The 26497-nt window shown below is 45.0% G+C and carries 20 protein-coding genes and 1 tRNA gene; 13 read left to right on the forward strand and 8 right to left on the reverse strand.

The window, feature by feature from the left end; translation table 11 throughout:
* Positions 1 to 113 precede the first annotated feature (113 nt).
* Together recG and H8705_RS03370 are read left to right on the forward strand one after the other, a co-directional pair.
* Positions 114 to 2159, forward strand: a complete 2046-nt coding sequence (gene recG / locus H8705_RS03365) for an ATP-dependent DNA helicase RecG (RefSeq protein WP_262394443.1) — start codon at positions 114 to 116, stop codon at positions 2157 to 2159.
* A gap of 17 nt (positions 2160 to 2176) precedes the next feature.
* Positions 2177 to 2728, forward strand: a complete 552-nt coding sequence (locus H8705_RS03370) for a TIGR01440 family protein (protein WP_262394444.1) — start codon at positions 2177 to 2179, stop codon at positions 2726 to 2728.
* Positions 2729 to 2927: 199 nt separating this feature from the next.
* On the opposite strand, the gene H8705_RS03375 is transcribed toward H8705_RS03370, so the two are convergent.
* Both H8705_RS03375 and H8705_RS03380 read right to left on the reverse strand, forming a co-directional pair.
* On the reverse strand, positions 2928 to 3689 hold the full coding sequence (locus H8705_RS03375) for a coenzyme F420-0:L-glutamate ligase (protein WP_262394445.1): 762 nt from the start codon (positions 3687 to 3689) through the stop codon (positions 2928 to 2930).
* Positions 3690 to 3773: 84 nt separating this feature from the next.
* The gene (locus tag H8705_RS03380) at positions 3774 to 4637 is read right to left on the reverse strand and encodes a DMT family transporter (protein WP_262394446.1); all 864 of its coding nucleotides are present in this window, start codon (positions 4635 to 4637) and stop codon (positions 3774 to 3776) included.
* A gap of 302 nt (positions 4638 to 4939) precedes the next feature.
* Here H8705_RS03380 and H8705_RS03385 point away from each other — a divergent pair, with 302 nt between their 5' ends.
* The 3 genes from H8705_RS03385 to H8705_RS03395 are packed head-to-tail and all read left to right on the forward strand — an operon-like array spanning position 4940 to position 8890.
* Positions 4940 to 6211 carry an MBOAT family O-acyltransferase gene (locus tag H8705_RS03385; RefSeq protein ID WP_316248641.1) on the forward strand — a complete coding sequence of 424 codons (1272 nt, stop codon included), beginning with the start codon at positions 4940 to 4942 and terminating at the stop codon, positions 6209 to 6211.
* Between the two features lie 36 nt (positions 6212 to 6247).
* Complete coding sequence (locus H8705_RS03390) at positions 6248 to 7852, forward strand: DHHW family protein (protein WP_262394448.1); 1605 nt, start codon at positions 6248 to 6250, stop codon at positions 7850 to 7852.
* Between the two features lie 27 nt (positions 7853 to 7879).
* A complete protein-coding gene (locus H8705_RS03395; protein ID WP_262394449.1) occupies positions 7880 to 8890 on the forward strand; it encodes a TRAP transporter substrate-binding protein in 1011 nt (336 codons plus the stop codon).
* Positions 8891 to 9907: 1017 nt separating this feature from the next.
* Here H8705_RS03395 and H8705_RS03400 read toward each other — a convergent pair.
* Positions 9908 to 12133 carry a transglycosylase domain-containing protein gene (locus tag H8705_RS03400; RefSeq protein WP_262394450.1) on the reverse strand — a complete coding sequence of 742 codons (2226 nt, stop codon included), beginning with the start codon at positions 12131 to 12133 and terminating at the stop codon, positions 9908 to 9910.
* Positions 12134 to 12397: 264 nt separating this feature from the next.
* Here H8705_RS03400 and H8705_RS03405 point away from each other — a divergent pair, with 264 nt between their 5' ends.
* The 4 genes from H8705_RS03405 to H8705_RS03420 all read left to right on the forward strand — a co-directional run bounded on the left by H8705_RS03405 (position 12398) and on the right by H8705_RS03420 (position 16836).
* Entirely contained in the window at positions 12398 to 12739 is a 342-nt protein-coding gene (locus H8705_RS03405) for a hypothetical protein (RefSeq protein ID WP_262394451.1), read from the forward strand.
* Between the two features lie 767 nt (positions 12740 to 13506).
* Positions 13507 to 14970 carry a Na+/H+ antiporter NhaC family protein gene (locus tag H8705_RS03410; protein ID WP_262394452.1) on the forward strand — a complete coding sequence of 488 codons (1464 nt, stop codon included), beginning with the start codon at positions 13507 to 13509 and terminating at the stop codon, positions 14968 to 14970.
* Between the two features lie 38 nt (positions 14971 to 15008).
* Positions 15009 to 15902, forward strand: a complete 894-nt coding sequence (locus H8705_RS03415; RefSeq protein WP_262394453.1) for an acetamidase/formamidase family protein — start codon at positions 15009 to 15011, stop codon at positions 15900 to 15902.
* A gap of 43 nt (positions 15903 to 15945) precedes the next feature.
* Complete coding sequence (locus H8705_RS03420; RefSeq protein WP_262394454.1) at positions 15946 to 16836, forward strand: acetamidase/formamidase family protein; 891 nt, start codon at positions 15946 to 15948, stop codon at positions 16834 to 16836.
* Positions 16837 to 16880: 44 nt separating this feature from the next.
* Here the strand turns inward: H8705_RS03420 and H8705_RS03425 are convergent, their stop codons facing one another.
* A complete protein-coding gene (locus H8705_RS03425; protein ID WP_262394455.1) occupies positions 16881 to 17651 on the reverse strand; it encodes a type III pantothenate kinase in 771 nt (256 codons plus the stop codon).
* A 188-nt stretch (positions 17652 to 17839) separates the two neighbouring features.
* Between H8705_RS03425 and H8705_RS03430 the strand changes: the two genes are divergently transcribed.
* From H8705_RS03430 to H8705_RS03440, 3 genes are all read left to right on the forward strand, one after another.
* A tRNA-Thr gene (locus H8705_RS03430) sits at positions 17840 to 17915 on the forward strand.
* 304 nt (positions 17916 to 18219) lie between these two features.
* Positions 18220 to 18582 carry a hypothetical protein gene (locus tag H8705_RS03435; protein ID WP_262394456.1) on the forward strand — a complete coding sequence of 121 codons (363 nt, stop codon included), beginning with the start codon at positions 18220 to 18222 and terminating at the stop codon, positions 18580 to 18582.
* Positions 18583 to 18816: 234 nt separating this feature from the next.
* Complete coding sequence (locus H8705_RS03440) at positions 18817 to 20160, forward strand: MATE family efflux transporter (RefSeq protein ID WP_262394457.1); 1344 nt, start codon at positions 18817 to 18819, stop codon at positions 20158 to 20160.
* A 40-nt stretch (positions 20161 to 20200) separates the two neighbouring features.
* On the opposite strand, the gene cls is transcribed toward H8705_RS03440, so the two are convergent.
* The 4 genes from cls to H8705_RS03460 all read right to left on the reverse strand — a co-directional run bounded on the left by cls (position 20201) and on the right by H8705_RS03460 (position 25452).
* Positions 20201 to 21745, reverse strand: a complete 1545-nt coding sequence (gene cls, locus H8705_RS03445; RefSeq protein ID WP_392392064.1) for a cardiolipin synthase — start codon at positions 21743 to 21745, stop codon at positions 20201 to 20203.
* A 149-nt stretch (positions 21746 to 21894) separates the two neighbouring features.
* A complete protein-coding gene (gene uxuA, locus H8705_RS03450) occupies positions 21895 to 22971 on the reverse strand; it encodes a mannonate dehydratase (RefSeq protein WP_262394458.1) in 1077 nt (358 codons plus the stop codon).
* A gap of 19 nt (positions 22972 to 22990) precedes the next feature.
* A complete protein-coding gene (locus tag H8705_RS03455; RefSeq protein ID WP_262394459.1) occupies positions 22991 to 24607 on the reverse strand; it encodes a mannitol dehydrogenase family protein in 1617 nt (538 codons plus the stop codon).
* 179 nt (positions 24608 to 24786) lie between these two features.
* The gene (locus H8705_RS03460) at positions 24787 to 25452 is read right to left on the reverse strand and encodes a GntR family transcriptional regulator (RefSeq protein WP_262394460.1); all 666 of its coding nucleotides are present in this window, start codon (positions 25450 to 25452) and stop codon (positions 24787 to 24789) included.
* A 300-nt stretch (positions 25453 to 25752) separates the two neighbouring features.
* On the opposite strand from H8705_RS03460, the gene H8705_RS03465 reads away from it, so the two are divergent.
* Positions 25753 to 26478 (forward strand): amino acid ABC transporter ATP-binding protein, encoded by a 726-nt coding sequence (locus H8705_RS03465; protein ID WP_262394600.1) that lies wholly within the window; start codon positions 25753 to 25755, stop codon positions 26476 to 26478.
* Positions 26479 to 26497 lie beyond the last annotated feature (19 nt).

Below are 26497 nucleotides of genomic sequence, written 5' to 3' on the forward strand. Positions count from 1 at the left end.
TCAACTATATTCCGGCAAAAAACTTTAGAAATTTCTGATATACTGCTATAAATAGTGACAAATAATACTTTTTGAAGTAGAATTATAATAAAGTATTCAGGAGGTGAACAGGGGTGACAGTCAAGTTAGATTCCAGTGTGCAATATTTAAAGGGAGTTGGTGAGCAACGGGCAAAACTATTTGGAAAATTGGGAATTACTACCGTTAAAGATTTGCTGCAGCATTACCCCAGAGGATATATTGACCTTTCAGCCCCCTGTGAGATATCTTCTGCTCCAAATGAAGAAATATGCGCTGTGCGCGGTGTTGTAATAAAAAAATCTCAGGAAATCCGCTTAAAAGGCGGAAGAAAAATGTATAAAGTATTGGCAGCGGACGATACGGGAGTTTTGGAACTGATTTTTTTTAACACCAAATATACTGTGGACGCACTGGACTATGATACTCCATATCTTTTTTACGGCAGGGTACAGGGAAATCTTTTGCGCAAGCAGATGAGCGCTCCAGCTGTTTATCCGGCAGACGGGGACCAGCCGTTTATTTCAGTTTATCCGTTGACTGCGGGGCTATCCAACAAAGTACTTTCTAATATTATAAGACAGGCGTTGCAACAGGTCGATGGACAGCTCCCGGAGCTGCTCCCAGACAAGATCAGGGCCTTGTATCAATTGGAAGAAATTTCTCAGGCGTTAAAGAATATCCATCACCCTGTATCCATGCAGGAGATGGAACGCGCCCGGCGCCGATTTATGTTTGAAGAACTGTTCTGTTTAGCGGTCGGGGTAAGCCTCCTAAAAAAACGCAATCTTACCAAACAGGGGTATCCGATGAAACCCCAGGAAATGTCCGCTTTTTATGAAGCGCTTCCGTTTATCCTTACAGGCGCCCAGCAAAAAGCTATTGACGAAATTCTTTCGGATATGCAAAAAAATGTCCCGGCCAACCGCTTGGTGCAGGGGGATGTAGGCTCTGGAAAAACCATGGTGGCTATGGCGGCCGCCTATTTCGCCTATTTGAACGGCGCGCAGTCGGCATTGATGGCGCCTACTGAAATACTGGCCCGTCAGCACTACCAGGGGTTAAGTGCCCTGGCGGATAAACTGGGAATGAAAACCGATCTTTTAGTGGGATCTATGACCGCTGCACAGAAGAGAAAAGCAAAAGAAAAACTCCTTTGCGGGGAGACAGATCTTTGTATCGGAACCCATGCGCTGCTTTCCGAAGGGGTGGATTTTCAAAATTTGCAGCTGGTGATTACAGATGAACAGCATCGTTTCGGCGTAGCCCAACGTACAGCGCTCCAGGAGAAGGGAAAACAGCCCCATACCTTAGTAATGTCGGCCACCCCTATACCCAGGACGCTGGCTTTGATGATTTATGGGGAACTGGATATCTCCATTATCGATGAACTGCCGCCCAACCGTCAGCCGGTGCGAACCTACCGAATAGGAAGCGATAAACGAAAACGGGCATTTGGATTTATCCGGGATCATTTGGATCAAGGGCTACAGGCGTTTATTGTCTGTCCTTTGGTGGAACAGGGAGAAGAGGATACCGGTTTGCAGGCCGCTACTGAATATATGCTGGATATCAGCACTCAGTTTTTTTCTGGTTATACGGTAGGACTCCTGCATGGAAAAATGAAGGCCGCAGATAAAGAAAAGGTAATGGGGGATTTTTCCAGCGGGCTTATCCAGCTGCTGATTTCTACAACGGTAGTGGAAGTGGGAGTGGATGTACCCAACGCGGTGATTATGATGGTGGAAAATGCCGAGCGTTTTGGCCTGAGCCAGCTGCATCAGCTGCGGGGAAGGGTAGGCAGGGGCTGTGTACAATCCCATTGCATCCTGTTGACCGACAGTAAAAACCCGGATACCCTACAGCGGGTGGATATGATGTGTAAAAGCAATAATGGATTTGAAATTGCGGAATATGACCTGAAAACCCGCGGCCCAGGGAATTTTTTAGGTCACGAACAGCACGGGCTTCCTCATTTAAAGATCGCTGACCTTACTACGGATGTCACCTTGGTAGCAGATGCCCAGCAGGCGGCCAACGAGGTGCTGGAAAAAGATCCGGATTTGTCCTCGCCATCTCATCAGGCGCTGAGAGAAACGATAATAGGACTTCTAAATAAAGTAGGGGAGCGCCCCAATTAGGAAAGGAGAAATATCAAGTGTTTGAAGAAATACAAAAACAGACCTGTCAAGCGGTTTGGGAGCTTATAGAAATTGCCAAACTTAAGGAAAAAGATATCCTTATAGTGGGCTGCTCTTCCAGCGAAGTAGGAGGGCATAAAATTGGATCGGATTCCAGCCCGCAGATTGCAGACGCCATATTTGCCGGGCTATACCCTCTCCTGCAAGAGAAAGGGATTTTTTTGGCCGCTCAATGTTGCGAGCACCTGAACCGGGCGGTGATCCTGGAACGTGCGGCGGCCGACATTTACCGGCTGGAGCCGGTAAATGTCGTACCCCAGCCTAAAGCTGGGGGAAGCTTCGCTACCGCCGCTTATCGGGAATTTTCCGATCCAGTAGCGGTTGAAGAAGTGAAGGCTGACGCCGGACTTGATATTGGCGGCACTTTGATTGGGATGCATTTGAAAAAGGTAGCGGTGCCAGTGCGTCTATCTATTGCCAAAATCGGCGAGGCAAACATTCTTTGCGCCAGAACCCGTCCTAAATTTATCGGCGGAGTTAGAGCCCATTACAATGAAGAACTCATGTAAACAAAGAAATACCCGAAAGCCAGCGGCTTCCGGGTATTTTTTATAGCTGCACCTGGCAAATCGCAGATTTGCCCCCGCCGTTGGCGGAAAACGCTTTGCGTTTTGGGGCGCCGGCTGCAAAAGAACAGGAAGGTTTCGCACTTCTGCGAAACCTTCCCTGGACACCGTCCGGGGGTAAAATATCCTTTTCTCCTACTTTTTATTCATTTTCTTGTACTGGGCTTTCTGGTTCTTCCTGGGAAACCATTTCCTGGACCGCCGCTTTGCGGATAATACCCATAGGAGTTTGTTCGTTGGTCTGGCCCAGGGGGTTGTCTTTTAAAATCTTCACCAGAAGATCTCGATCCATCTGGGGACTGGAAGTTCCCAAAATCTGTCCTTCCAAATCGTTAATGTCGGTAATCGCTACTGCAACGCCTATTTTATCAGAAATTTCCGCTGCTACCTTGTCTGGCTGCGCAGGTCCGAGCACCACATAATGATTATAAGGAGGCAGGGTAAACTCACAGGGACCGTCGATGCTTCGCGCTTTGTAACCGGCGATATTATAAAACCAACCCCGTTTGCCGAACAGCTTACCAATAGCGGAAATTGCCGCCGCAAACAAGATTTTGATAGTTCCGCATTCTTGCAGCGCCATTTCCATTGTTTCTGGGATACCAAGCCCAATTCCATACGGCGTTTTTAAAACAAACTTGCACAGAAAGCGGGCAAGAGGCCGGGGGTGAATATCTTTCATAGGAATAGCACGTTTTTGAGTACAGGCGACGGCTTTTTCAGTGATGAAAACAATATCTCCCTGCTGTACGTAAGGGGCGGCATATTTTTCCACAACATCGATAATATTATCCGCGTCGGTAATCACATGGGTTTTAATACACAACCGGCGGTAATCTATCCCATCCACTGTAATAGTTTCGTTTTTTTCCGGATTAACTACATATCCAACTTCATTTGACATTTTAAACCCTACCTTTTATAGTAACTGTTAATATTTTCCCAAACTTCTACCGGAATTATACAACTCCAGTGCCTAACAGTCAAATTATACTTGTGATTTAGCCGCCAGTCGGTCGCAATATACACACCAGCAGGTAATGGACACAATAACCACCGCGCCGCCTACAAAAGCGAAAGCTCCCGGCGCTTCTCCGGTAAACAGGAACACCCAAACCGGATTGAGCAGCGGCTCCAGCGCTCCCAGAAGGGAACAGACCAAAGGCGGACAGTTTTTTACTGCTATGCCATACAGCACATACGGAATACCTAACTGTACAATTCCCAAGGCAAGGATACTAAGCACTGCCGTAGTGATTACCGGCGTAGGGAAGAAAAAGGCGGTGGGAACGCCCACGACCGCTGTAAAAAGGTGTCCTAAAAAGATGCCGCTCATTCTGGCATTATCGTCGGTGGTACGCCCGGTAAAAATAAACATCAGCCCCATAAACAGGCCGGACAAGATCCCTATAATATTACCCATGAGCTTTCCTGGGGAGAGCTGATCGAAAAAAAACAAAGCAATTCCGCAGGTAGTAGCAATAACAGCGATAATATCCGCATGGATAAATTTTTGTTTAAAGAATACAGCAGAAAGCACCAGAATAAAAATTGGCGCGGTAAACTGCAAAATAATAGCGTTGGCCGCAGTAGTCAGCTTGTTGGCGGTAACAAAACAAAGAAACGTAGCACATAAAAAAATCCCGCTGACAAAAGCATCGCGGTTGAAGATCATTTTTTGCTTCCTTGCTTTCATATATACTACTACTACCAAAGAGGCAACCAGGCTACGAAATCCAGCGATTACCAGTGGATTCCAGGGAATAAGTTTAATAAAAATACCCGCGATACTCCACAAACTGGAACAGATAAGCATTAAAATAATTGCCCGATGTTTCAGATTTTTAGTCATTTTTGAAGCAGATACTCCCTTATTTAAAAATAAAAAATCGCAATAACTAGATATTACCTTATAATGATTAAAATTACAAGAATTCTGTGAAAATTACTTTATTAATTCTTCTAATATGTGTATAATATATTAGAAACAATTTTGCAAGGGAACAGGAGAAGCAGATGGTATTTGCGAATTTGGTGTTCATTTATCTTTTTCTCCCTTTAAACCTGATCTTTTATTTTTTATTTAAAAATACCGCTTATCGAAATGTCGTATTGATTGTATTTTCCGTTTTGTTTTATTCTTGGGGAGAACCAGTGTGGATCTTTTTATTAATACTGTCCTCTACACTGGATTACTGCAATGGGCGGATGATTGAACATTTCGCAGGCCGCTGGCAGGCAAAAGCGTTTGTCGCTTGTTCGCTGCTGGTAAACTTTGGTTTATTGGGTACATTTAAATACAGCGGTTTTCTTGTAGAAAATATCAATGCGCTGCTGGGTACGGCTATGCCGGTACCTTCTTTTATGCTGCCTATTGGTATTTCTTTTTATACCTTTCAGACCACCAGTTACATTATTGACGTTTATCGCGGGGATACGAAGGCGCAGAAGAACCCTCTGTACTATTTTATGTATTTGTCTTTATACTCCCAACTGGTAGCGGGGCCGGTGGTTCGTTATGCGGATATTGCTCGGGAGATTAATCATCGGACAACCTCCATGACCGATCTGGCGGAAGGAATTACCCGGTTTATGATCGGTCTTGCGAAAAAAGTTGTTATCGCTAACGTAGCAGGTTCTTTTGCGGGGAAATATATGGACGGTGATATCTCCAGCCTAACGGTAAGCGCTGCGTGGTTTGGCGCGGTGATGTTTACTTTACAAATTTATTACGACTTTTCTGGATATTCAGATATGGCTATCGGTCTAGGGCGGATGTTTGGCTTTCATTTTAGGGAGAACTTCAATTATCCTTATATTGCCTGTTCGGCTACGGAGTTCTGGAGAAGATGGCATATTTCTCTATCCAGCTTTTTTAGGGATTATGTATATATTCCATTGGGAGGAAATCGCAAACACCAGTATTTTAATCTTCTGGTGGTGTGGTTCTGTACTGGACTATGGCATGGAGCCAGCTGGAATTTCATTTTGTGGGGATTATATTACGGGCTGTTTATCTGTCTGGAAAAGTTGTTTTTGGGAAAGACTTTGGAAAAGCTTCCCAGAATATGCCGGCATATTTATTTGCTGCTTATTACAGTGATTGGATGGGTCATTTTCTATTTTGTTGATATGGGCCGGCTGGGCCAATATTTGAAAGCTATGTTTGGTATTGGAATAGATAAGCTTTGGGACAGCCATATACAAATTACTATTATGAATAATATTTTCTGGTTTCTGCTGGCGATCCTTTTTTGTATGCCGGTAGTGGCCAAACTCAAGCGATTTATTTCTCAGCGGCTCAGTTCTATCAATATTTCCGCATTACTGTTCTGTCAAAGCTTTATGAATGTAATTTTGCTGTTAGTGTGTACCGCCATGCTGGTGGGCCAAAGCTACAATCCGTTTTTATACTTCCGATTTTAATCAAGTTCGTAAATTTGTGAAAGGGGGGATGGCTGTATGCGCGAGCAAGAAAATCAAGCAGATGAATATCGTTATCATATTCAGCCCATAAGAGCGGCTTCCTCCGAGAATCCGGAAGAGGAAATCAACCAGTATTATGGTCTTATCCGGTTAAAATTAGCGCCGAGAAAGCTGTTTAATCTGTCCATCTTTAACGTGCTTCTCGTATTGGGAGTCATCCTCTGTCTGGGACTGGCTTCCCTTTTTATGACAAAGCCTACTGAAAGTGCGATTGAGAAACGGCAGCTGGCCAAGATGCCGGCCTTTTCCAAGGAAGCCTTGTTTTCTGGAGAATATACCCGGGGAATAGAAACCTTTTATGCGGATACTTTCCCATTCCGTGATTTTTTTGTGGCACTTTCTGCATATATGGAAGAAAATAGCGGCGTACGTATGGATGACGCCCGTATTCTAGCCCCCTCCCCCAACGAGAGCACCGATCCCATCACCGGCGGCGCTCCGTCTGTGCCCTCTTCTGCCAGCAGCACCGCTCCAGAAGGGACTTCTTTACCGGCGCAGCAAGACGCTGCGTCCTCCTCTCAGCCTTCCGCGGCGGAGAATACGGATGTGGACGATGGTATCGCTGGATCGGTGAGCAATGGAATTTTTGTTTATAAAGGCAGGGCGATGTCCCTGTTCGGCGGTTCAAAAGAGAACGGAAAATGGTATGCGGATGTACTAAATTTATATAAACAGCAGCTGCCGGATGTGAAAATTTATGATATGATCATCCCGACGGCGATTGAGTTTTATGTGCCGGATAAATATGCTGACTTAACGCAGCCGCAAAAACCGATGATTGATTATATTTATTCTTGTCTTGCTCCAAGTATCAAACGGGTAGATGCTTATAGCAAACTTCAGGAGCACGCGGAGGAATATATCTATTTCCGTACGGATCATCACTGGACTGGTTTAGGGGCATATTATGCCTATACTGCGTTTTGTGAGCAAGCGGGCCTGTCTGCTTTGCCTGTCAGTGATTTTGAAACCCGCCGGCTGGATAATTTCATTGGTACTATGTATGCCCAATCCAAAGACTCTACCCTTTTGGGAAACCCAGACTATGTGGATTACTATGTTTTTAACACTGGCTATACCGCTCGGCGTTACGATTATAACGCCCCTTACTATGGGATTCCCCATACCTTATGGGGAGAATATGCCCAAAGTCCAAACAGCTATTCTGTATTTCTCCATGGAGATTTCCCGCTGATACAAGTCAAAACGGATATTCATAACGGCAAAAAGATTCTGGTGGTAAAGGAGTCCTTCGGAAATGCATTCGCTCCTTTTTTGATTAACCATTATGAAGAGGTTTATATTGTAGACCAGCGGTATTTCCAGCTGAATTTGGTGGAATTTATTAAGGAAAATGGAATTGGAGAGCTGATTTTTGCAAATAACAGCTTTGCCGCCTGTACTCCTTATCATATTTCTCATATTGATAATATGAGATTCCAAACTTTTGTTCCTTATGTTCCGGAAGAGGGAGAACAATCGTCTGATATCAGTGAAAGCGAAGAAGAGGATGACGGCGGAATCGACCTTCGCCCATATAAAAAGAAAGAGGACGACTTATCTATTATTTATGACGACTGAATTTTCTAAAAGAGCAGGAGGGCGGATATGAAAAAGCGAATAACTTTTCTGTTGGCGTGCTTGGGTATGTGTGTATGTCTGCTTTGCTCCTGCCATCCCATGCAGGATCCTGCTGTGGAAGAAACGCCCGTTCAAACTGTGCAGCTTTCTTTTCAAATCAGTAGTCGGGTGGACGATGTGCTTTTGGAGCAGGCGGAATTGTTTATGGAAAGGGTGCAGAAGTTAAGCGAAGGGACAATTCGTATGGAGCTAATCACTGCGGCTCCTGGCAGCGATGCCCTCAAGCAGGGGGAGTGGGATATTGCTCTATTATACAATATCCAGATGGCCCAGGCAGACAGCCTGTTTTCTATGTTTGGACTTCCGTTTATTTATGATGACTGGAATCATATGAGTCGGGCGCTTAATTGCCAGCAGATCCTAGAAATTTTGCAAGAGCGGCTCGCCAATAAAAATATCAAGCCGTTGGCGGCCATTTATAATGGAAATACCAGCTTAGTGGCGCTGGAAAAGGACATCCGAGACGTGGGAGATTTTAAAGACCGGGTGCTCGCTGTACGGGCGGACAGCGAAGAGAAGATAAAGGCATTCCAGGCGCTGGGCGCCCAGGTGGAGCCATATCCCGCTTTGTCTATTGTGGAAATGCTCAACAGCGGCATCGTGGATGCTGCAGAGGTTTCCATCGATCAAACAGCAGGAATTTTAGCGGCTCCGCAAGATATTCATTATATTAATTCTCAGCATACGATTAAGCCTTTATGGTTGGTGGTAAACGCCCAAACCTTTGAGAAGCTGGATAGTGTACAGCAGGCGGCAATTTATGAAGGAATCGCCGGCTTTTTGGCACAGGTGGACGATGCGAGGGCACAGCATGAAAGCCAGTTGATGTTGGAACTGCAGGATCAGGGAATTGCCATTGTAGATATTGAGCGGGAGGAGTTAGGAACAGCACTTTATAATAGCAGTGCAGGTGCCTATACTGCACCGGACTATTTTGACCTTCGTATCTATAATATTATTCAGGAATACGCATTATAAAATAATTCCGGCAAAAGGATATTTTGCTCCCGGACTTCGTCCGGGTATGGTTTCGTCTTTTACGAAACCATGGGATCCCTTTTGCAGCCAGCGCCCCAAAACGCAAAGCGTTTTCCGCCAACGGCGGGTGCAAATCTGCGATTTGCCAGGCGCGGCTATAAAAATAGGAGCAAAAGGATATTTTGCTCCCGGACTTCGTCCGGGTATGGTTTCGTCTTTTACGAAACCATGGGATCCCTTTTGCAGCCAGCGCCCCAAAACGCAAAGCGTTTTCCGCCAACGGCGGGTGCAAATCTGCGATTTGCTAGGCGCGGCTATAAAAAAATAACAGCAAAACATCGTTTTGCTCCCGGACTTCGTCCGGGTATGGTTTCGTCTTTTACGAAACCATGGTATTCCTTTTGCAGCCAGCGCCCCAAAACGCAAAGCGTTTTCCGCCAACGGCGGGTGCAAATCTACGATTTGCTAGGCGCGGCTATAAAAAAATAACAGCAAAACATCGTTTTGCTCCCGGACTTCGTCCGGGTATGGTTTCGTCTTTTACGAAACCATGGTATTCCTTTTGCAGCCAGCGCCCCAAAACGCAAAGCGTTTTCCGCCAACGGCGGGTGCAAATCTACGATTTGCTAGGCGCGGCTATAAAAAAATAACAGCAAAACATCGTTTTGCTCCCGGACTTCGTCCGGGTATGGTTTCGTCTTTTACGAAACCATGGTATTCCTTTTGCAGCCAGCGCCCCAAAACGCAAAGCGTTTTCCGCCAACGGCGGGTGCAAATCTACGATTTGCTAGGCGCGGCTATAAAAAATAGGAGCAAAAGGATATTTTGCCCCCGGACAAGTGTCCGGGGAAGGTTTCGCAGAAATGCGAAACCTAGCTATTCTTTTGCAGCCAGCGCCCCAAAACGCAAAGCGTTTCCGCCAACGGCGGGTGCAAATCTGCGATTTGCTAGGCGCGGCTATAAAAAACGACTTTAGTAAAAGAACTCTCTCCCGACTGGCCGGGAGAGAGTTCTTTTTTAATCGTCAAAAATGATTACGGTTTTATCTCCATCTTTTACGCGTCTTACATGGCCGCTGCCGTCCTCATCTTCGTCATCCGTCAAATCCTTAGAACTGATCACATCCGAATGTTCAGAACACTCTGCGGGAAGATTGGAGCTTTTATACCAGCCTTCCGCAGTAGTCGGGCAGGTGTCCAGCGCCAACCCACCGGATTCTGTACAGTACATTGCCTTTTCTACCTGGCCCCACACAGGAAAATCCTTGACTTCCAAACCTTCGTGAATCGGTCCCATAATAGATTTATAAGCTACCGGCGGGGGATAAGTCAGCCCCACATAACGAATAGTAGCCGGGGTATCATAACCCATCCATACGGCGGTTACATAATATGGGGTAACCCCCATAAACCACTGGTCATAATCCTCAGAGGAAGTACCGGTTTTACCAGCAACTGGCATAGAACTAAATTTTGCCGCACGTCCGGTACCATAAGGTCCGGTGGTTACACGCTGCATCAGCTTATTAAGAATAGTCGCTGTCTCCTGAGTAATTACCCGGCGGGGAGTGGTATCTTTTTCCAAAATAATATCGCCTTTGGCATTCAGGACCTTAGTGTAGGAATAAGGAGGAGTATACAACCCTCCGTTGCCAAAAATCTGATAAGCGCCTGCCATTTCCAATGGGGTGATCCCATGAGTTAAACCACCCAGGGCCATACCGGAAAGGGTAACGTCAGTCATAATCTGACCATTGACCACCTGTTTATCCACCAGATTGTAGCAGCCGACCTTCTGTTTTAAGAAATCATATACAGTGCGCTCTCCTACCATCTTGACCAGTTTTACTGGAATGGTGTTTACTGAACGCTGGATCGCTTCGTCTACGGTAACATCGCCGAGATAGCTGTTATAATAGTTCACCGGCCAAGAGATTTCCTGCCCGTTCTCCGTTATGGTAATCGGGGAGTCCTCAATTTTTGTAGACCAGGTGACAATGTCATTTTCAAACGCCTGAAGATAAGCGGCCAGAGGTTTGATAGCGGAACCGGTCTGCCTCAAGGCCATAGTAGCACGGTTAAAGGAACGATTGTTGGTCTTTTCACCGATTTCGCCGGCGACTGCCAAAATTTTACCGTTAAGATCGGTAATCACACAGGCGGACTGGGGATATTCCTCATTGGTTACTGGCGGGAAGTTTTCCGCACTGCTGTAGAACTCTTCCAGGTAATTCTGCATCTCCACATCCACAGTAGTGTAAATTCGATAACCGCCGCTGTACAGCTGCCGCTGGGCAAACTGATAGGTATAGCCTTTTTCTTCCACCAGGTCGGCAATAACATCCTCAATAACCATATCTACAAAATAACTGTTGATCTGCTGTACTTCTTGGAAATGAGCTGCTCCTTTAAACTCCAGGGGCTCATTAAGAGCCTGCTCATATTCTTCGTCCGTCAGTTTTCCCTGGTCCCACATAGCCCAAAGGACATCTTCCTGGCGCTCTCTATTTTTATCCGGGTTGACAAATGGATCATAGGCGCCGGGGTATTGGGTAATACCGATAATCGCCGCGGATTCAGCTACGCTAAGCTCGCTGACGTCCTTGCCAAAATATACGTTTGCCGCCGCCTGTACCCCATAACAGCTATTCCCGAAATATACGGTGTTCAAATAAGCGGCGAGAATTTGTTCCTTGGAGTAATTTTTTTCCAAGTTCAGCGCTCGGAATATTTCCTGCACCTTACGCTCAATACGAAGCTCATCGTCCCCAGTGATATTTTTAATCAGCTGCTGGGTAATGGTGGAACCTCCCGCATTGTTTTTATAAATAGGCACAAACATATTCACAAAGGCCCCGAAGGTACGCTTCCAGTCAACGCCCTGATGTTCCCAGAAACGCTTATCCTCAATTGCGATCAACGCCTCTTCCATATGTTTGGGGATCTGGTCATAATCCACTTCCGTACGATTTTCAATGCCATAAAGTTTTTGCAGTTCTTTTGGTTCGCCGGTAGCCGGGTCAGTGGCATAAAATATAGTGGTGTAATTGAACGTAGCATCCTCTAAACGGATTTGTTCATCCGAATTGATATACCTTAAAATATACACCGTCAATACAGAGGCTACAATACAGCCGGTGATAATGCCCACCATAACCAGAGCGGCAATCACACGGCCAATATTGGCAAATGTACTTTTTAGCACTTTCCCAGCGGAAAAGTTATTATTTTTTTTAGATTCCATCCGATAGAATCCTCCTTAATACGTCAACAAACATTAGTCTTTGGAGAGATAATTGAAAGAAGGCAAAAACATAAAAATACATTTTTACATATCCTATAGTATACCACAAATAAATAGCAATGTGTTACAGCTTTTTGAATGAAATTTTCAATATATTGGCAGAAAAAGCTGAGTAATTGGTATAATACATATTAAAAGTGTCAAAACTGATGTAAACAAATGCAGTCAAATACCGGATACTTTTGAAATAAATGGGGTGAACTTATGAGAAACGCGGTATTGTTGTCCTTAATATCCATTATCCTGGTTTCTTTAATTACGATCGGCGCTACCTATGTGATCCCGGAGCAGGTACCTGGGGAATTTTCCTCCAGTGAAGTATCCATTGAACCACCGGAGTCTGAGGATACCTCCCATTATCCCTATCTGTTACGCGAGTATGAGGGGAAATTAGCGGTGTTTACCGACGATTTGGTAGAACCGGATATGGTATTTGACGTTTATGTGAAGACTCTTCCTGAATTTGATCGGGAACAGTTAAAGACCGGTGTAAGGGTAGAAACCTATGACAAATTGGTAAACTTAATAGAAGACTATATAAGTTAGTATTTACAGAAAAGCGAAGCTTTAACACAAAATCTCAGATTTATGTAAGCGTTCAGTAATCACACGTAACCTTATTGTAATCAATTTTTTACTGAAATGGGATGAAATATGATAAGCAATCCCATATAATAAGATCAAGGAAAGAACAGAAGCGGTTCCTCCAAAAATCAGTTTTAATTATTAAGGTCTGATCAGCCTTAAAAGTTTAATCAGCTAAAAGCGGTTGTATCACAACCGCTTTTTTGTTTTATTAGGAAATTACAGGGAAGAAGGACCCTTTAAAGGATATCTAATTAATTTATACAAATATTTTACAAAAAATAGAAAATAATTATTGAAATAGCGCTATAATAGGTCTATAATTATTTATAATAGGATGGATACAAAACAAAAACCACGGGTGCAAACTTTCCTCAGAAAACTTCTCTGATTCAGACATGTGCTGCTGTCAATCCAACATGCCGCCCTCCATTATATGGTTTTTCTGTTTTTGAGCGGTATCCATAGCTATTGGCAGAGAAAAATACCGGATGGGGACAATAGAGAAAATTCATCTTTTCCATGCGGGACAGGAAAGAGAGACTTTAAAAGAAAGGAGAAAGGGTATTTCGGGGTGAAAAGTTAGGAGGGATATACGCGCACTTTAGAAAAAACTACCTGACTGGGATAATGATCCCGGTATGCGGCTTTATATGGTGCGGGAATGGGAGAAAATATGGGGTGTGTAGATATTCTTTTTCATTTTCGCAGCAAGGGTAATTTAGAAAGTGAGTGATAATATGGAAACAAAGGTTAATAAATTTAGTGTGATTACAGATCAGGACAGCCTAGTACATAAGATAATGACCTATGGCGTGGCCGTTGCAATCATTGCTTTGTGTATCTTCCTCACCCCTGGGGGCGAGGCGTTAAATCCGGCTACTGGCTGGTTGATCGTTGTATTTCTGCTTTACTATGCGCTGCTTTCCAAACGTATTTTGGAAACCATTATTTTCGGATGCGCCATCGGTGTGGCCCTGTTCTATGGCAAAGATTTCCTGGGCGGCCTGACGGAGACCACCTTCTCCACAATGGAGCTGGAAGACTTTGTATGGATCGTCCTGCTCTGCGGACTGATGAACGTATTTGCAAAATTGCTGCGCCGTGCAGGTTCTATGGACTCTTTTGCGCAGCTTATCACCAAATATGCCAAAACCGATAAGCAGGTGCGCGTATTCAGCTGGCTGCTCCAATGGCCTATGTTCTTTGACGATTATATGACCATTGCTGTGGGCGGCAGTATGCTGGCACCGATTTATGATAAAAAGAAAGTTCCCCGTGAGGACTGTGCGTTTATTGTACACTCCCTGGCGGAGCCTCTGCGCGTACTTTTCCCATTGACCTCCTGGACGGCGTTTATGGCGGGGCTGTTTGAATCCGGCGGCCTGACTGATGCCAGCGGAAGCGGCGCAGTTGCTTTTTTCAAAACGATTCCATTTAGCTTTTACGCTTGGGTCTCCCTGATCGGCACCTTACTTTTCTGTTTGGGAATTATCCCAAAAATCGGGCCGATTAAACGTCCGGATCCTTCTAAATATCTGGACTTGGGTGCAGAACCTGAAGGGGGCGAAAGACAGGGAAATTTGATAGACTTTTTCCTGCCGTTGGCAGGTATGATCGTAGCGGCTATGTACTTTGAGTGGGATCTGGTTCCCACCATGATAGTAGTACTTCCCTGCGTGTGCGCCTACTACTTAATCCGCGGTGTTATCAGCACAAAGGATATTGAAGGCTGCCTGATCGATGGGTTCCAGGAATTTATGTATCTGGATATCCTTTTTGTAGCAAGCTACGCTCTGGCAGGTATTTTCGAAACTACTGGTTTCGTAGACTATTTGGTTTCTATCGCTCAGAATGTGGTGAACCCTGCCCTGCTGCCAGTAATGCTCTTTTTGATTTTCTGCTGCAGCGAGGCGGCTATGAGTCTTAACTGGAGCTTAATGCTGATCGCCTTCCCAGTGGTTATTCCGCTGGCATTGGGTATCGGCGCCAACGTATATCTTACCGCGGCGGCGGTTATTTCCGCGGGATGCTTTGGCTGCCATCTGTGTTATGTTTGTGACTACACTTCCATGAGCGGCCAGTTCTGTGGTATTCAGCCCGCGCATCATGCTTCCACCTGCGTGCCTTATGCGCTGATTTTCGGTGGGATCACGGCGGTGTTGTATCTGGTCTGCGGCTTTATTTTCTAAATGCCCGCGGAATGATATAATTGAAGGAGCAAGGAAATATGAAAGAGATTTCCAAATGGAGTTACGAATTTTCTAAAAATGCAACCCCGGTGGAATATATCAAATCCGGTGAAATAGTTAAGTTTATCATGGAAGACGGGCTGGGAGGACTTATTCAAACGGATGATCAGCTTCTGAAGGATCTTGACTTTTCCAAATGTAACGGTGCAGCCGGCCCTGTATATATGGAAGGGGCCGAGCCAGGCGACGTTTTGGCGGTAGATATTCTGGATATCACTGTAGCGGATCACGGAGTAGTTTGTACAATTGAACATGTAGGACCCTTGTGGTCCAGCTGCGAGCTTCGCACCCGCCGCGTGGAAATCCAGGACGGATACGCTCTTTTTAACGATGTCCGTTTTCCTATCGATCCGATGATCGGCGTAATTGGTACCGCGCCGGATGGGGAGGATGTCCCCAGCGGACATATTTTCGACGGCGGCGGCAATATGGACAATAGGAAAATTCGCAAAGGGGTTACGGTCTGGCTTCCTGTAAGGGTGCCGGGCGGGCTTTTAGCGATGGGTGATCTGCATGCGAATATGGCGGATGGAGAGCATATTGGCACTGGAATTGAGATTGCCGGAGAGGCGGTTGTTCGTGTACGGCTGTTGAAAAATGTTGAGCTTCATTGGCCGGTTACTGAAACCCAGGACGCCTGGTATGTGAATACCTGCGGGGATACCTGTGACATTGCAATTGAACGTGGCTACAAGGAATTACACCGGCTGATTGCAAAAGCCTATGGCTGGGATATGACCGATACGGCTATCTATATGTCTCTACAGGGATATTTGGAGGCGAACCAAGCCTGTTTGATGGCAGGGGACGGAGGAAATACATTCCGTGTGGGAACTCCTAAGGTTGCAGATAAACCTCGGCTGATTGGATAGCAGCAGCAAGGAAAAATTTTATAACATAGAAGGAGTGGTTGTAATGCAAGAAATTTCAAAATGGAGTTATGTATTTTCGAAAGACAGCGCGCCTGTAGCTCATGCCAAATCTGGTGAGATCCTTAAATTTATTATGGAAGACTGCAACGGCGGTCAAATTCAGACGGAAGACCAGCTTTCCAATATTGACTGGGAAAAAACAAATCCAGCCACCGGCCCTGTGTACATAGATGGAGCAGAACCTGGAGATGCGTTAGCCGTAGATATTTTGGATGTTACTGTAGCGGATCATGGCGTCGCGTGCACAATTGATAATTTAGGTCCCCTGTGGCCTGTCTGTGAGCTGCGTACCCGCCGGATTGAGATTCGTGACGATTACGCTTATTTCAGAGATATCAAATGGCCTATCGATCCAATGATCGGTGTTATTGGAACGGCTCCAAGCGAAGGCTCCACCCCAACTGGTTCCGCTTTTGAAGGAGGCGGAAACATGGACAGCCGTCTTATTAAAAAAGGCGCTACTGTTTGGCTTCCTGTACGGGTACCCGGCGCTCTGCTTGCTATGGGGGATATTCACGCGACTATGGCGGATGGAGAAGTAATCGGTACCGGTATCGAAATTGCAGGCGAAGCGATTGTTCGCGTACGGCTGCTGAAAAACTTCAAGCTCAACTGGCCGGTGACAGAAACTGCCGATGCTTGGTATGTGAATACCTGCGGCGATACCTGCGATCTTGCTATTGAACGCGGTTATAAGGAGATGCATCGGCTGCTTGCTCAGGCGTATGGATGGGATTCTACCGATACTGCCATTTACATGTCTCTGCAGGGATATCTAGCTTCTAATCAAGCTTGCCTCGTTCCCGGAAGCGGCGGAGACACCTTCCGTGTTGGTACACCGAAGGTTGCCAATAAACCTCGCTTGATCGACTAAGAATGCGAAATAAAAAGGCCGCCCCTTAAAAAGGGGTGGCCTTTTTATGATTTGTAATCTTCGTAAATAATCCGCAGACCGTCCAATGTAAGGCTCCGGTCAATATGGCTGAATAAATCCGCCTGGGAACCGATCAACTTGGCTAAGCCGCCGGTGGCGATAATAGTAGCGCTTCCTCCCAGCTCCTGTTTCATTTCATTTACAATGTTGCCAACGGCTCCCACATAACCGTAAACGGCACCTGCTTGAAGGCTTTTAATGGTATTTTTTCCAATGATATTTTCCGGTTTAAGCAGTTCTACCCGAGGAAGTTTGGCCGCCTTTTGAAACAGCGCTTCCATGGAGATTTTTACCCCAGGGAAGATAGCTCCCCCCAGATAAGCACCCTCTTGATCGATTGCATCGAAGGTGGTTGCGGTGCCGAAATCCACTACGATCAAGGGACCGCCATATTTATGATAAGCGCCAATTGCCGCTACTAAACGGTCGGTTCCCACCTCGGCAGGGTGGTCATAGGAATTTTTAATCTTTAAAAAGAGATTATCCCCGATTACCAAGGGCTTCTTTTTATAAAAATATTTTTTCATAGCGTTGTTAATAGAATACATCACCTGGGGTACAACAGAAGCGATAATAATATCGTCAATTTGCCGGCGGTCAATATTATTGATAGAAAAAAATTGGCTGGTAAAAAGTCCGACTTCATCAGAAGTAATTTCCCGGTTGGTACCGAGACGAAATGACCCAATCAGCTTTTCCTTATCAAATACACCGAACTCCATATTGGTATTTCCAATATCAATTGCCAATAGCATAGCCCTTGCCCCCTTATCAGTTATGAATTTATTCTATCCTTTGGCGACAGGTTAGTCAACAATAATATTGACCTTTTTTAAACATAATGGTATACTATGTAAGGCAAAAACGAAAAATAAACCGGAGTGTCTGTGATAGTAGGGCGGCAGTTTGTAATTTTGCGGGGCTTTCCCTTAAAACTTCATATGCTAGTATGGCTCAGTTGGTAGAGCAGCGCATTCGTAATGCGCAGGTCGTCGGTTCGAGTCCGACTACTAGCTCCAAATAAAAACAGCCGGTCTTGACCGGCTGTTTTTATTTGGTGGACGCTGCGGCAGAAGGGAACTTCCTTTCCCGCCTCTCAGTTGGAATATTTCTTGCCTGGCGTGAGATGCAATTACCAGGTATTCAGCTGCTTCATGGCAATGAGCGTCAACAGGGTTTGCTTCGCAGAAAGCTCTGCCGGACAATAATTTTCGGGCTCAGATGACTTGGATGATAAAACGTTTGGATTATCAGGATTTACAGACAGTCCGTGCGCTTATCCGCTTTTTGAAGGAAAGAAAATTAAAAAGGAGGAAATCTTAGATGAAAAAGGCAATATTACTGATCTTAACCTTCATATTTGTAATTGCATTGCTTGGATGTTCTTCTCAGGAGAACAACGTAAAAAGAGATATTGCTCCTACAATTACTTTATATGACAGGCAATATGTCGCACCGTACATGCCAATTGACGAATTGCCGGGCGGATATGAATATCTTGGCGACTTGCCTGAAGATGCGGCAGATGACACAGGCTTAGCAGGGTGTAAAATGTATGCCGTTAAGGAACTCGACAGCCTTAGCGATTTCTATCTATATCAAGAATGTGCAGCTTCTGTTGATGAGAATACAGTTGATGCTACGCGGCGGCAATGGGCATATGTTCAATGGGTTTTATCTAATTGACATGAGAAAGCTTCCCTAGGTCGAAAAAATATCAAAGGTTCTTTTTAGATGTTTTAACACATCAACGCTTAATATATTAAAGGAATAAACGATCCTGCCGATTGACAAAGAAAATAAAATATAGTAAAATATCCCTTGCATTCGGAGGGTATATTTTAAAAATATGCTGGATAAGAAGGCTAATGGCTATTAGTCTCTTATCCCTTTTTTTGTCTATGGAGGCTAAAATTTATTATGAAACAAGCGTCTCTGACTTCGGGAAATATTTTTTCTACTCTGATAAAATTCGCTTTTCCCTTTTTGCTTGCAAACCTGCTGCAGGCGTTATACGGCGCTGCAGATTTGCTCATCGTAGGCCAGCTTTCCACCTCGGCGGCCGTTTCCGCCGTGGCCATTGGAAGCCAGGTAATGCAGACCATCACCGGGATTACCGTGGCGCTGACTACTGGGGGTACAGTGTTAATCGGACAGTATCTGGGCGCGCAGCAAGAGGAGGATGTGGCCCACGGAATAGGCACGATTATCTGGGTGTTCGGTATTATGGCAGTGTCCCTTACTATACTTATGGCCCTTTGTACCAATATAATCACTGCTATTATGCAGACGCCGCCGCAGGCGCAGCAATACACCTGCCAATATATTTTTATCTGTTCCTGCGGTATTTTATTTATCGTGGGCTATAACGCTGTCAGCGGGATTATGCGAGGGCTGGGGGACAGCCGGTCTCCTTTTATTTTTGTAGCGATTGCCTGCGTAGTCAATGTATTTGGGGATCTTCTTTTGGTCGGCCCGATGAAAATGGGCGCCGCCGGCGCCGCTATAGCAACCATTGCCGCTCAGGCGATCAGTATGACGCTGGCAATTTTTTTCTTGAAAAAGCGAGGCTTCCCATTTCCATTCACCTGGCGTCATGTACGCCTCCAAGCTGTGAAAGCGAAGAAAATATTTAAACTTGGGCTTCCGCTGGCCCTGCAGGACAGTATGATAAACGTTTCTTTCCTGATGATTACCGCTATTATCAATGTGATGGGCGTTACCGCCTCCGCCGCGGTGGGAGTAGTAGAAAAGGTAATTATTTTTGCCATGCAGCCGGCGTCAGCATTTTCTTCCGCCATCGCTGTGATCACCGCCCAAAATATGGGGGCAGGGCAGACGCAGCGAGCTAAAAAAAGCATGTATCTGGGGATGGGATGTTCTCTCATTTTCGGTTTGGCTTTTTGGATTTACTGCCAATTTGACGCGGCGCTGTTCCTGCGGATATTTTCTACCGATCCACAGGTTATCCAAGCGGGTGCACAGTATTTAATGTCTTATAGTTTTGACTGTGTGCTGGTAAGTTTTGTTTTTTGCTACAATTCTTTTTTCAACGGATGTGGACATTCCTCTTTTCCCATGATCCACAGTGTATTTGCAACCCTGGCTATACGTATTCCGCTGGTGTTTATTGTCAGTAAAATCCCAGGGATAACCCTGTTTGCGATTGGTTTGATTGTAATTGCCGCTACAGCGGTATCCCTGATCCTATGTATAATTTATATGAAATCCGGCAAATGGAAAGTCAATACGATTTTAGAATAAAAAAAGGAGCCATCGTACGGTGGCTCCTTTTTTTCATTTTTTACATCAACGGCGCGAACGCTCTTAAAATCGCCCGTATCGCTTTCACATACCAAGGCACGTTCCGACAGCTTTCCAACGTAATCTGCTCACAGACATTTAATGTTTCCAAAAAGTCGTCTCTTACCTGGTAAACGCTTCTTGTACGATACATCCAAACCGCGCACTCATAATGAAGATACAAACTGCGGTAATCCAGGTTGATCGTACCCACCACCCCGTATTCGTCATCCACCGCAAAGGTTTTCGCATGGACAAATCCAGGGGTATATTCATAGATTTTCACTCCGCTTTCCACCAGTACTTCATAATAAGCCCTGGTCACTGCGTGAACATACCATTTATCCGCAATATGCGGGGTGAGAATACGTACGTCCACACCGGATTTGGCCGCAGAAGTAAGAGCGGTTACCATCTCGTTATCGATAATCAGGTAAGGGGTATTGATATAAACATACCGTTTGGCTTTGTTAATCAGGTTGAGATAAACCGTTTCTCCTACCGCCTCATCGTCCATAGGGCTGTCGCAGAAGGGCTGGGTATAACCAGCGTCGGGAAATGGTTCCGGATGATATACCTGGGGACGGTAGGCGTCGTAGTTGCTGTCTGTATTATCCTTACGCAAAAAATCCCAAACAGAAAGGAACATGACTGTCAAGTTCCACACAGCCGCCCCTTTAAGCATGATAGAAGCGTCTTTCCAATGCCCATGTTTTTCATAGGCATTAATATACTCATCCGCCAGATTGATACCGCCGGTAAAGCCTACGAAACCGTCGATTACTACGATTTTTCTATGATCGCGGTTATTAAAACGGAAGGAAAGCACCGGAATAAAAGGATTAAATACACAGCATTTAATTCCCATGGATTCCAGCTTTCTATCATAACGATAAGGGAGAGTAAAAAGGCAGCCCGCATCGTCATAGATCACCCGGACATCAACGCCTTCTTTTACCTTTTCCACAAGAATTTCCAGGATTTCATCCCACATAATTCCTTCTTCTATGATGAAATATTCCAGAAAAATATAATGCTGGGCCTTACGCAGTTCCTCTTTCAGCCGCTGAAATTTCATTTCGCCGGGAGTCAGATATTCTGTATATGTATTGGAAAATACCGGCGCCCCAGCATATTTTTCTATATAGCGGGCCTGGTTAGCGGCGTTTTGATCTTCTGCCGCGATGATGTTGACAATTGACCACTCTTCGCTCAAAGCAGAGTTTACCCGCTCGCGGATACCGGCCATTTTCTTTCTTTCCCGTCGGCTTAAACGGTTGTTACCGAACAGCAAAAAGAAAATTCCGCCAAAAATCGGCACCAGCAAAATAGGAACGATCCATGCTATTTTATAACTGGGATTGCTTTTGCTGTTGATAATCCATAGAACCGCCAACAAGCTGAGCAAAACACAGAAAGCGTAAAAATAAACAAAATATTCGTTGAAGCGCCAGATGACGATGACCAGTGCCCCTATCTGTATCAGCATAGATAAGGCCACTAGGACGATCCGATGAAAAAGAAATTTGAAAACCTTATTCAGCATAGCGTCTCCTTTCCCAAAAGGACAAAATCAATCAATAGTAATATACCTATTATAACACAATGGAATGTTAAAACAATCCTTCCCTGCGCAAAAAAACGCCCTTTAACAAAAGAGCGTTTTTTCGCACATTCTATTTAGGAGATAAGTGGTTATGCGTGATTTTTGACCAAAGCTTCCCAAAGACCGTTCAAATAAGTAATCCCCAGCGCTCGGTCGTAAAGTCCATATCCCGGGCGGCCATTTTCCGCCCAAATCATTCTTCCGTGATCCGGACGGACGTATCCCTGAAATCCGATGTCGTAAAATGCTTTCATAATTTCATACATATCAAACGAGCCATCGCAGGAAAGATGAGAGGTTTCATAAAACTCTCCCGGATGAACAATTTTAATATTTCGGATATGTGCAAAATGAATACGTTTTTTTCCGCCAAAATACCGGATAATATCCGGCAGATTATTGTTGGGATCAGAACCGAAAGAACCGGTACAAAGGGTGATTCCATTGTATTCACTGTCCACAAGATTCATGATTTTTTCTAAGTTTTCTTTATTGTTCACAATCCTGGGAAGTCCGAACAAATCCCATGGGGGATCATCCGGATGAATGGCCATTTTAACATCGCATTCTTCGCATACTGGAATAACTCTTTCAAGAAAATATTTCAAATTTTTCCGCAGATCTTCATGGGTAACGTTTTTGTATTGATCAAATAATATTTGCAATTGCGCCAGTCGTTCCGGTTCCCATCCGGGCATGGCAAAACCGTCGAAATCCTTTTGAAGCTGGTCCGCCATCTGCTGGGGATTGATTATCTTCTCAATAATTTTCTGGTCGTAGGCCATAACATTGGAGCCATCGGCCAAAGGCATGGCCAATTCGGAACGGGTCCAATCAAATACCGGCATAAAATTATAACAGATAACTTTAACTCCCGCTTTATGTAAGCTGCGGATCGTTTTAATATAATTTTCTATATAAACGTCTCGAGTGGGCAATCCTAGCTTAATATCTTCATGAATATTTACGCTTTCAATTACCTCCATAGTAAGTCCGGCGCCGTTAACCTGCTTTTTCATCGCCATTATTTTTTCCAGAGGCCATTCTTCCCCCACGGGAACATCCATTAAAGTGCAAACTGCGCCGGAAACTCCCGGGATTTGCCGGATAAATTCCAGCGGTATGGGATCAAATGATTGCCCATACCAACGAAAGGTCATTATCAAAGTAGTATCCTCCCATCACTTAGTCCAAATATTTTTTTAACGTATCTCGTACGGCATGTTTTCCGGCAATTAATTGTGTAAACATGTCCTCAATTTTTTCGCCAAGTCCAATTGTATAAAGATCGCTTCCAAACAGCACCGAGTTGCTGAGAATAGGCTTTAATGCTCCCTGTCCGGAAGAAGGATTACCCAAAGATACTTCTTTAAGATATCCAGAGAGCTGTTCCAACATAGGATCGGAACTTACCTGCATCGGAGCGCCTTCATCATCTACACCCAGCAGGTACCGGCACCATCCTGCGATTGCCAGCGGGATATAGGTAAGATCAGAGACGTTAAGATCGGGACGCTGTACATATGCTTTTATCGTTTCGCCAAAACGGATAGGAATTTTTTGGGAAGTATCCGTTGCGATACGCTGAGGCGTATCCGGGATAAATGGATTTGGCAGACGGCGGTCGATTACCTCGTGAATAAAATTATCCGGGTTTAAAATACCAGGATCTACCACTACCGGCATGCCTTCCGTATAGCCGATTTTTTCCACAAGTGCTTTTAACTGGGGATCATCCATCTCCGCGGCGATAGAAGTATAGCCCAGCAGGCACCCGTATACAGCCAAGGCGGTGTGCAGCGGATTAAGGCAGGTAGTTACCTTCATTCGTTCGGTGTTTTCCACTGTATTTCGGTCGGCAAACAACACGCCTGCTTTTTCCAGCGGCATTCTGCCGTTGGGAAAACTGTCCTCGATTACTAGATATTGGGGAGCCTCCGCATTGACAAAAGGTGCGATAAAGGTATTTTTGTCCGTACAGACGATATCCATCCCTAAAATACCGGATTTCTCCAGCTCTTTTTGGACAAGCGGAGACGGGCGGGGCGTAATTTTATCGATCATAGACCAAGGAAAGGAGACTTTCTTCGGGTCGTTTAGATAATCTATAAAACCTTGGGAGACAAAACCGTTTTTCTTCCAGCCGCAGGCAATTTCGGTCACCGCATTTTGCAGCTTTTCACCGTTGTGAGAACAGTTATCCATACTTACAAAGGCGATAGGGTGGGACCCGGCTTCATAGCGCGCCAGCGCTAACGCGGCAACGACAGCCATAGTATGGCGGGGAGTGGCGGGACCGTTGGCAATATCGTCGGATACCACCGGTATAAGCTGACCGGAGATAGAACGCAGGCTATAGCCTTTTTCGGTAATGGTGAAGCTGGCCATTTGCAAGGAGGGGGTTTGAAAAATTTCAATTAAACGCGCCCAATCCTCGCGATTTTGGCTGTCACCCTTTATACTTTTAGCTACACTGGCTACTACCCGCTTTTCCAAGCTGCCGTCAGGGTTCATAATTACCAGAAGGCTTAAATTATCATAAGGGGTAAAAATTTTGTCAATAATTTCATAATCAAAGGTATCGGAGGCGATAATGCCGCAATCTGCAAGTCCTTCTTCCAACAGGGTATTCTGCAATGCGGCGATAAATCCACGAAAAATATTGCCTGCGCCGAAATGTATCCAGCGGGGCGTTTTACAGGTGTTGAGCACCATCTGATGGATATCAAATTTGGGAAGCTGGATTCCTGCCGCTTCCCAGACGGTTGATCGGGAAAGTCCCTCTATAGAAAATTTTGGCATGCGCGTCACCTCTTCCAAGAAAAAAGATAGAAAAATGCAACTGATATATTACTGATATATCAGTGTGAATTGAGCATAGCACACGAAGCTGATCTTGTCAATCGTAGTAAGAAAAAATAACAAAAATATATAAAAAAAACGGCGTGTGTATTTGTAAATACACACGCCGCAAAAAGATCTTATAGGTTAGAATTTACATAATTTTGGATAGTAGCCGTGTAAGAGGTTTCAATATGTTCCTTTAATTTTTCGCAGGCGCCTTTGCGGTCCCCTTGTAAAATAGCGTCAATAATTCCTACGTGCTCCAGATTACTTTCTTTATACCGCTGGGCGCTGGAGGTGACGGCGATACGGATCATCATCAGATAATCAAAAAAGCTGTCCATTAAAGAATCCGCATACTTATTGCCTAAAGAGGTCACCAACTTTTGATGGAACTCATCGTCCAACTGCACGCAATTCATAATTCCTTCCTGAGTAGAAAGAATATCGCTGTCATCACTGGTGGTGGCCAAAAAAGCGCTGCGCATGGAAATCAGCCACTCCGGATCCAACTGCTCCATGGTTTTATAAAGAATATCCGGCTCGATAATCGCGCGGATTTCAAAAAGATCATGAATCTTTTTGGGGGAGATCGGGGAGATCTCGATTCCTCTCCGCGGATGAATAGTTACCAACTGATCTCTGGACAAAGCTAAAAAGGCCTCCCGCACGGGGGTTCTGCCCAGCCCCAGGTGTTCCTGCATCTGGGCTTCGTTAACAAACTGCCCAGGAGCAAGCTGATTGGTAATAATCATTTTCTTGATTGTTTTATAGGCCTGCCGCGTCAGCCCTTCCTTTTTCATAAAATAACACATCCTCTATGAACCGCTTAAAATTACAGTCTTTTGATATATATGATAGCAGGTTTAAAACAGAGCGTCAATCATCATAGAATGGAATTAATGTACAGAAAAATGATACCGGTTTCATTAATATCAACAAAATATTGCGGGGCTGTTAAAAAAATTATAAATCGCGATTGACAAGAAAATAGAAGCGTGTTATGCTTTGAGTAATCTGATATATCACAAATATATTTTACGGTTCACCAATCCAAAAATGTATGGCATCCTAAAAATGAGCGGAGGCGAGAGTACATGAGTATGATAGAAACCCGTGGCCTAATTAAAAATTTTGGGAAGATCCATGTCCTGAAAGGTGTGGAGACCAAGATTGAGCAGGGGGAAGTGGTGGTAGTCATTGGACCCAGCGGATCCGGAAAAAGCACCTTTATCCGGTGCATTAACCGCCTGGAGGAGCCGACCGGGGGCCAGATCATCTTTGAAGGGGTGGACATCACCCAGCAGAAAAATGAGGAGATGAATAAAACTCGGCAGCGCATGGGGATGGTATTCCAGCAGTTTAATCTTTTCCCTAACCTAACGGTGTTGGAAAATATTACCCTTGCTCCGATAAAAGTTAAAAAGATGAACAAAGAGGACGCCCAAGCGCTGGCGATGGACCTGTTAAAGACTGTAAACCTGGAGGATAAAAAGGACAACTATCCAGGCCAGCTTTCGGGAGGACAGCAGCAGAGAATAGCGATTGTCCGTGCGTTGGCGATGAAACCGGACGTAATGTTATTTGACGAACCGACCTCGGCGCTGGACCCGGAAATGGTAGGCGAAGTACTGGATGTAATGAAAAAACTGGCGGAGGAAGGGATGACGATGATCATCGTGACCCATGAGATGGGCTTTGCCAGAGAGGTAGCAGACCGGGTGCTGTTTATCGACGAAGGAATTGTATTGGAAGAAAATACCCCTAACGAGTTGTTCAGCAACCCTCAAAAAGAACGTACAAAGAGTTTCTTAAGCAAAGTTCTATAGTTCAGTCGAGAAGAGGGAT

The sequence above is a fragment of the Youxingia wuxianensis genome, assembly GCF_014385085.1.
In the GTDB taxonomy this organism is placed as follows: Bacteria; Bacillota; Clostridia; order Oscillospirales; family Ruminococcaceae; genus Youxingia; species Youxingia wuxianensis.

Bases quoted from the DNA above. Each gene is read 5' to 3' on its own strand.
- cls (WP_392392064.1), bottom strand. From the start codon at position 21,745: ATGCTGAATAAGGTTTTCAAATTTCTTTTTCATCGGATCGTCCTAGTG.
- H8705_RS03380 (WP_262394446.1), bottom strand. From the start codon at position 4,637: ATGACTAAAAATCTGAAACATCGGGCAATTATTTTAATGCTTATCTGT.
- H8705_RS03395 (WP_262394449.1), top strand. From the start codon at position 7,880: ATGAAAAAGCGAATAACTTTTCTGTTGGCGTGCTTGGGTATGTGTGTA.
- H8705_RS03415 (WP_262394453.1), top strand. From the start codon at position 15,009: ATGAAAGAGATTTCCAAATGGAGTTACGAATTTTCTAAAAATGCAACC.
- H8705_RS03405 (WP_262394451.1), top strand. From the start codon at position 12,398: ATGAGAAACGCGGTATTGTTGTCCTTAATATCCATTATCCTGGTTTCT.
- H8705_RS03375 (WP_262394445.1), bottom strand. From the start codon at position 3,689: ATGTCAAATGAAGTTGGATATGTAGTTAATCCGGAAAAAAACGAAACT.
- H8705_RS03455 (WP_262394459.1), bottom strand. From the start codon at position 24,607: ATGCCAAAATTTTCTATAGAGGGACTTTCCCGATCAACCGTCTGGGAA.
- H8705_RS03425 (WP_262394455.1), bottom strand. From the start codon at position 17,651: ATGCTATTGGCAATTGATATTGGAAATACCAATATGGAGTTCGGTGTA.
- H8705_RS03390 (WP_262394448.1), top strand. From the start codon at position 6,248: ATGCGCGAGCAAGAAAATCAAGCAGATGAATATCGTTATCATATTCAG.
- H8705_RS03460 (WP_262394460.1), bottom strand. From the start codon at position 25,452: ATGAAAAAGGAAGGGCTGACGCGGCAGGCCTATAAAACAATCAAGAAA.
- H8705_RS03465 (WP_262394600.1), top strand. From the start codon at position 25,753: ATGATAGAAACCCGTGGCCTAATTAAAAATTTTGGGAAGATCCATGTC.
- H8705_RS03440 (WP_262394457.1), top strand. From the start codon at position 18,817: ATGAAACAAGCGTCTCTGACTTCGGGAAATATTTTTTCTACTCTGATA.
- H8705_RS03420 (WP_262394454.1), top strand. From the start codon at position 15,946: ATGCAAGAAATTTCAAAATGGAGTTATGTATTTTCGAAAGACAGCGCG.
- H8705_RS03400 (WP_262394450.1), bottom strand. From the start codon at position 12,133: ATGGAATCTAAAAAAAATAATAACTTTTCCGCTGGGAAAGTGCTAAAA.
- H8705_RS03435 (WP_262394456.1), top strand. From the start codon at position 18,220: ATGAAAAAGGCAATATTACTGATCTTAACCTTCATATTTGTAATTGCA.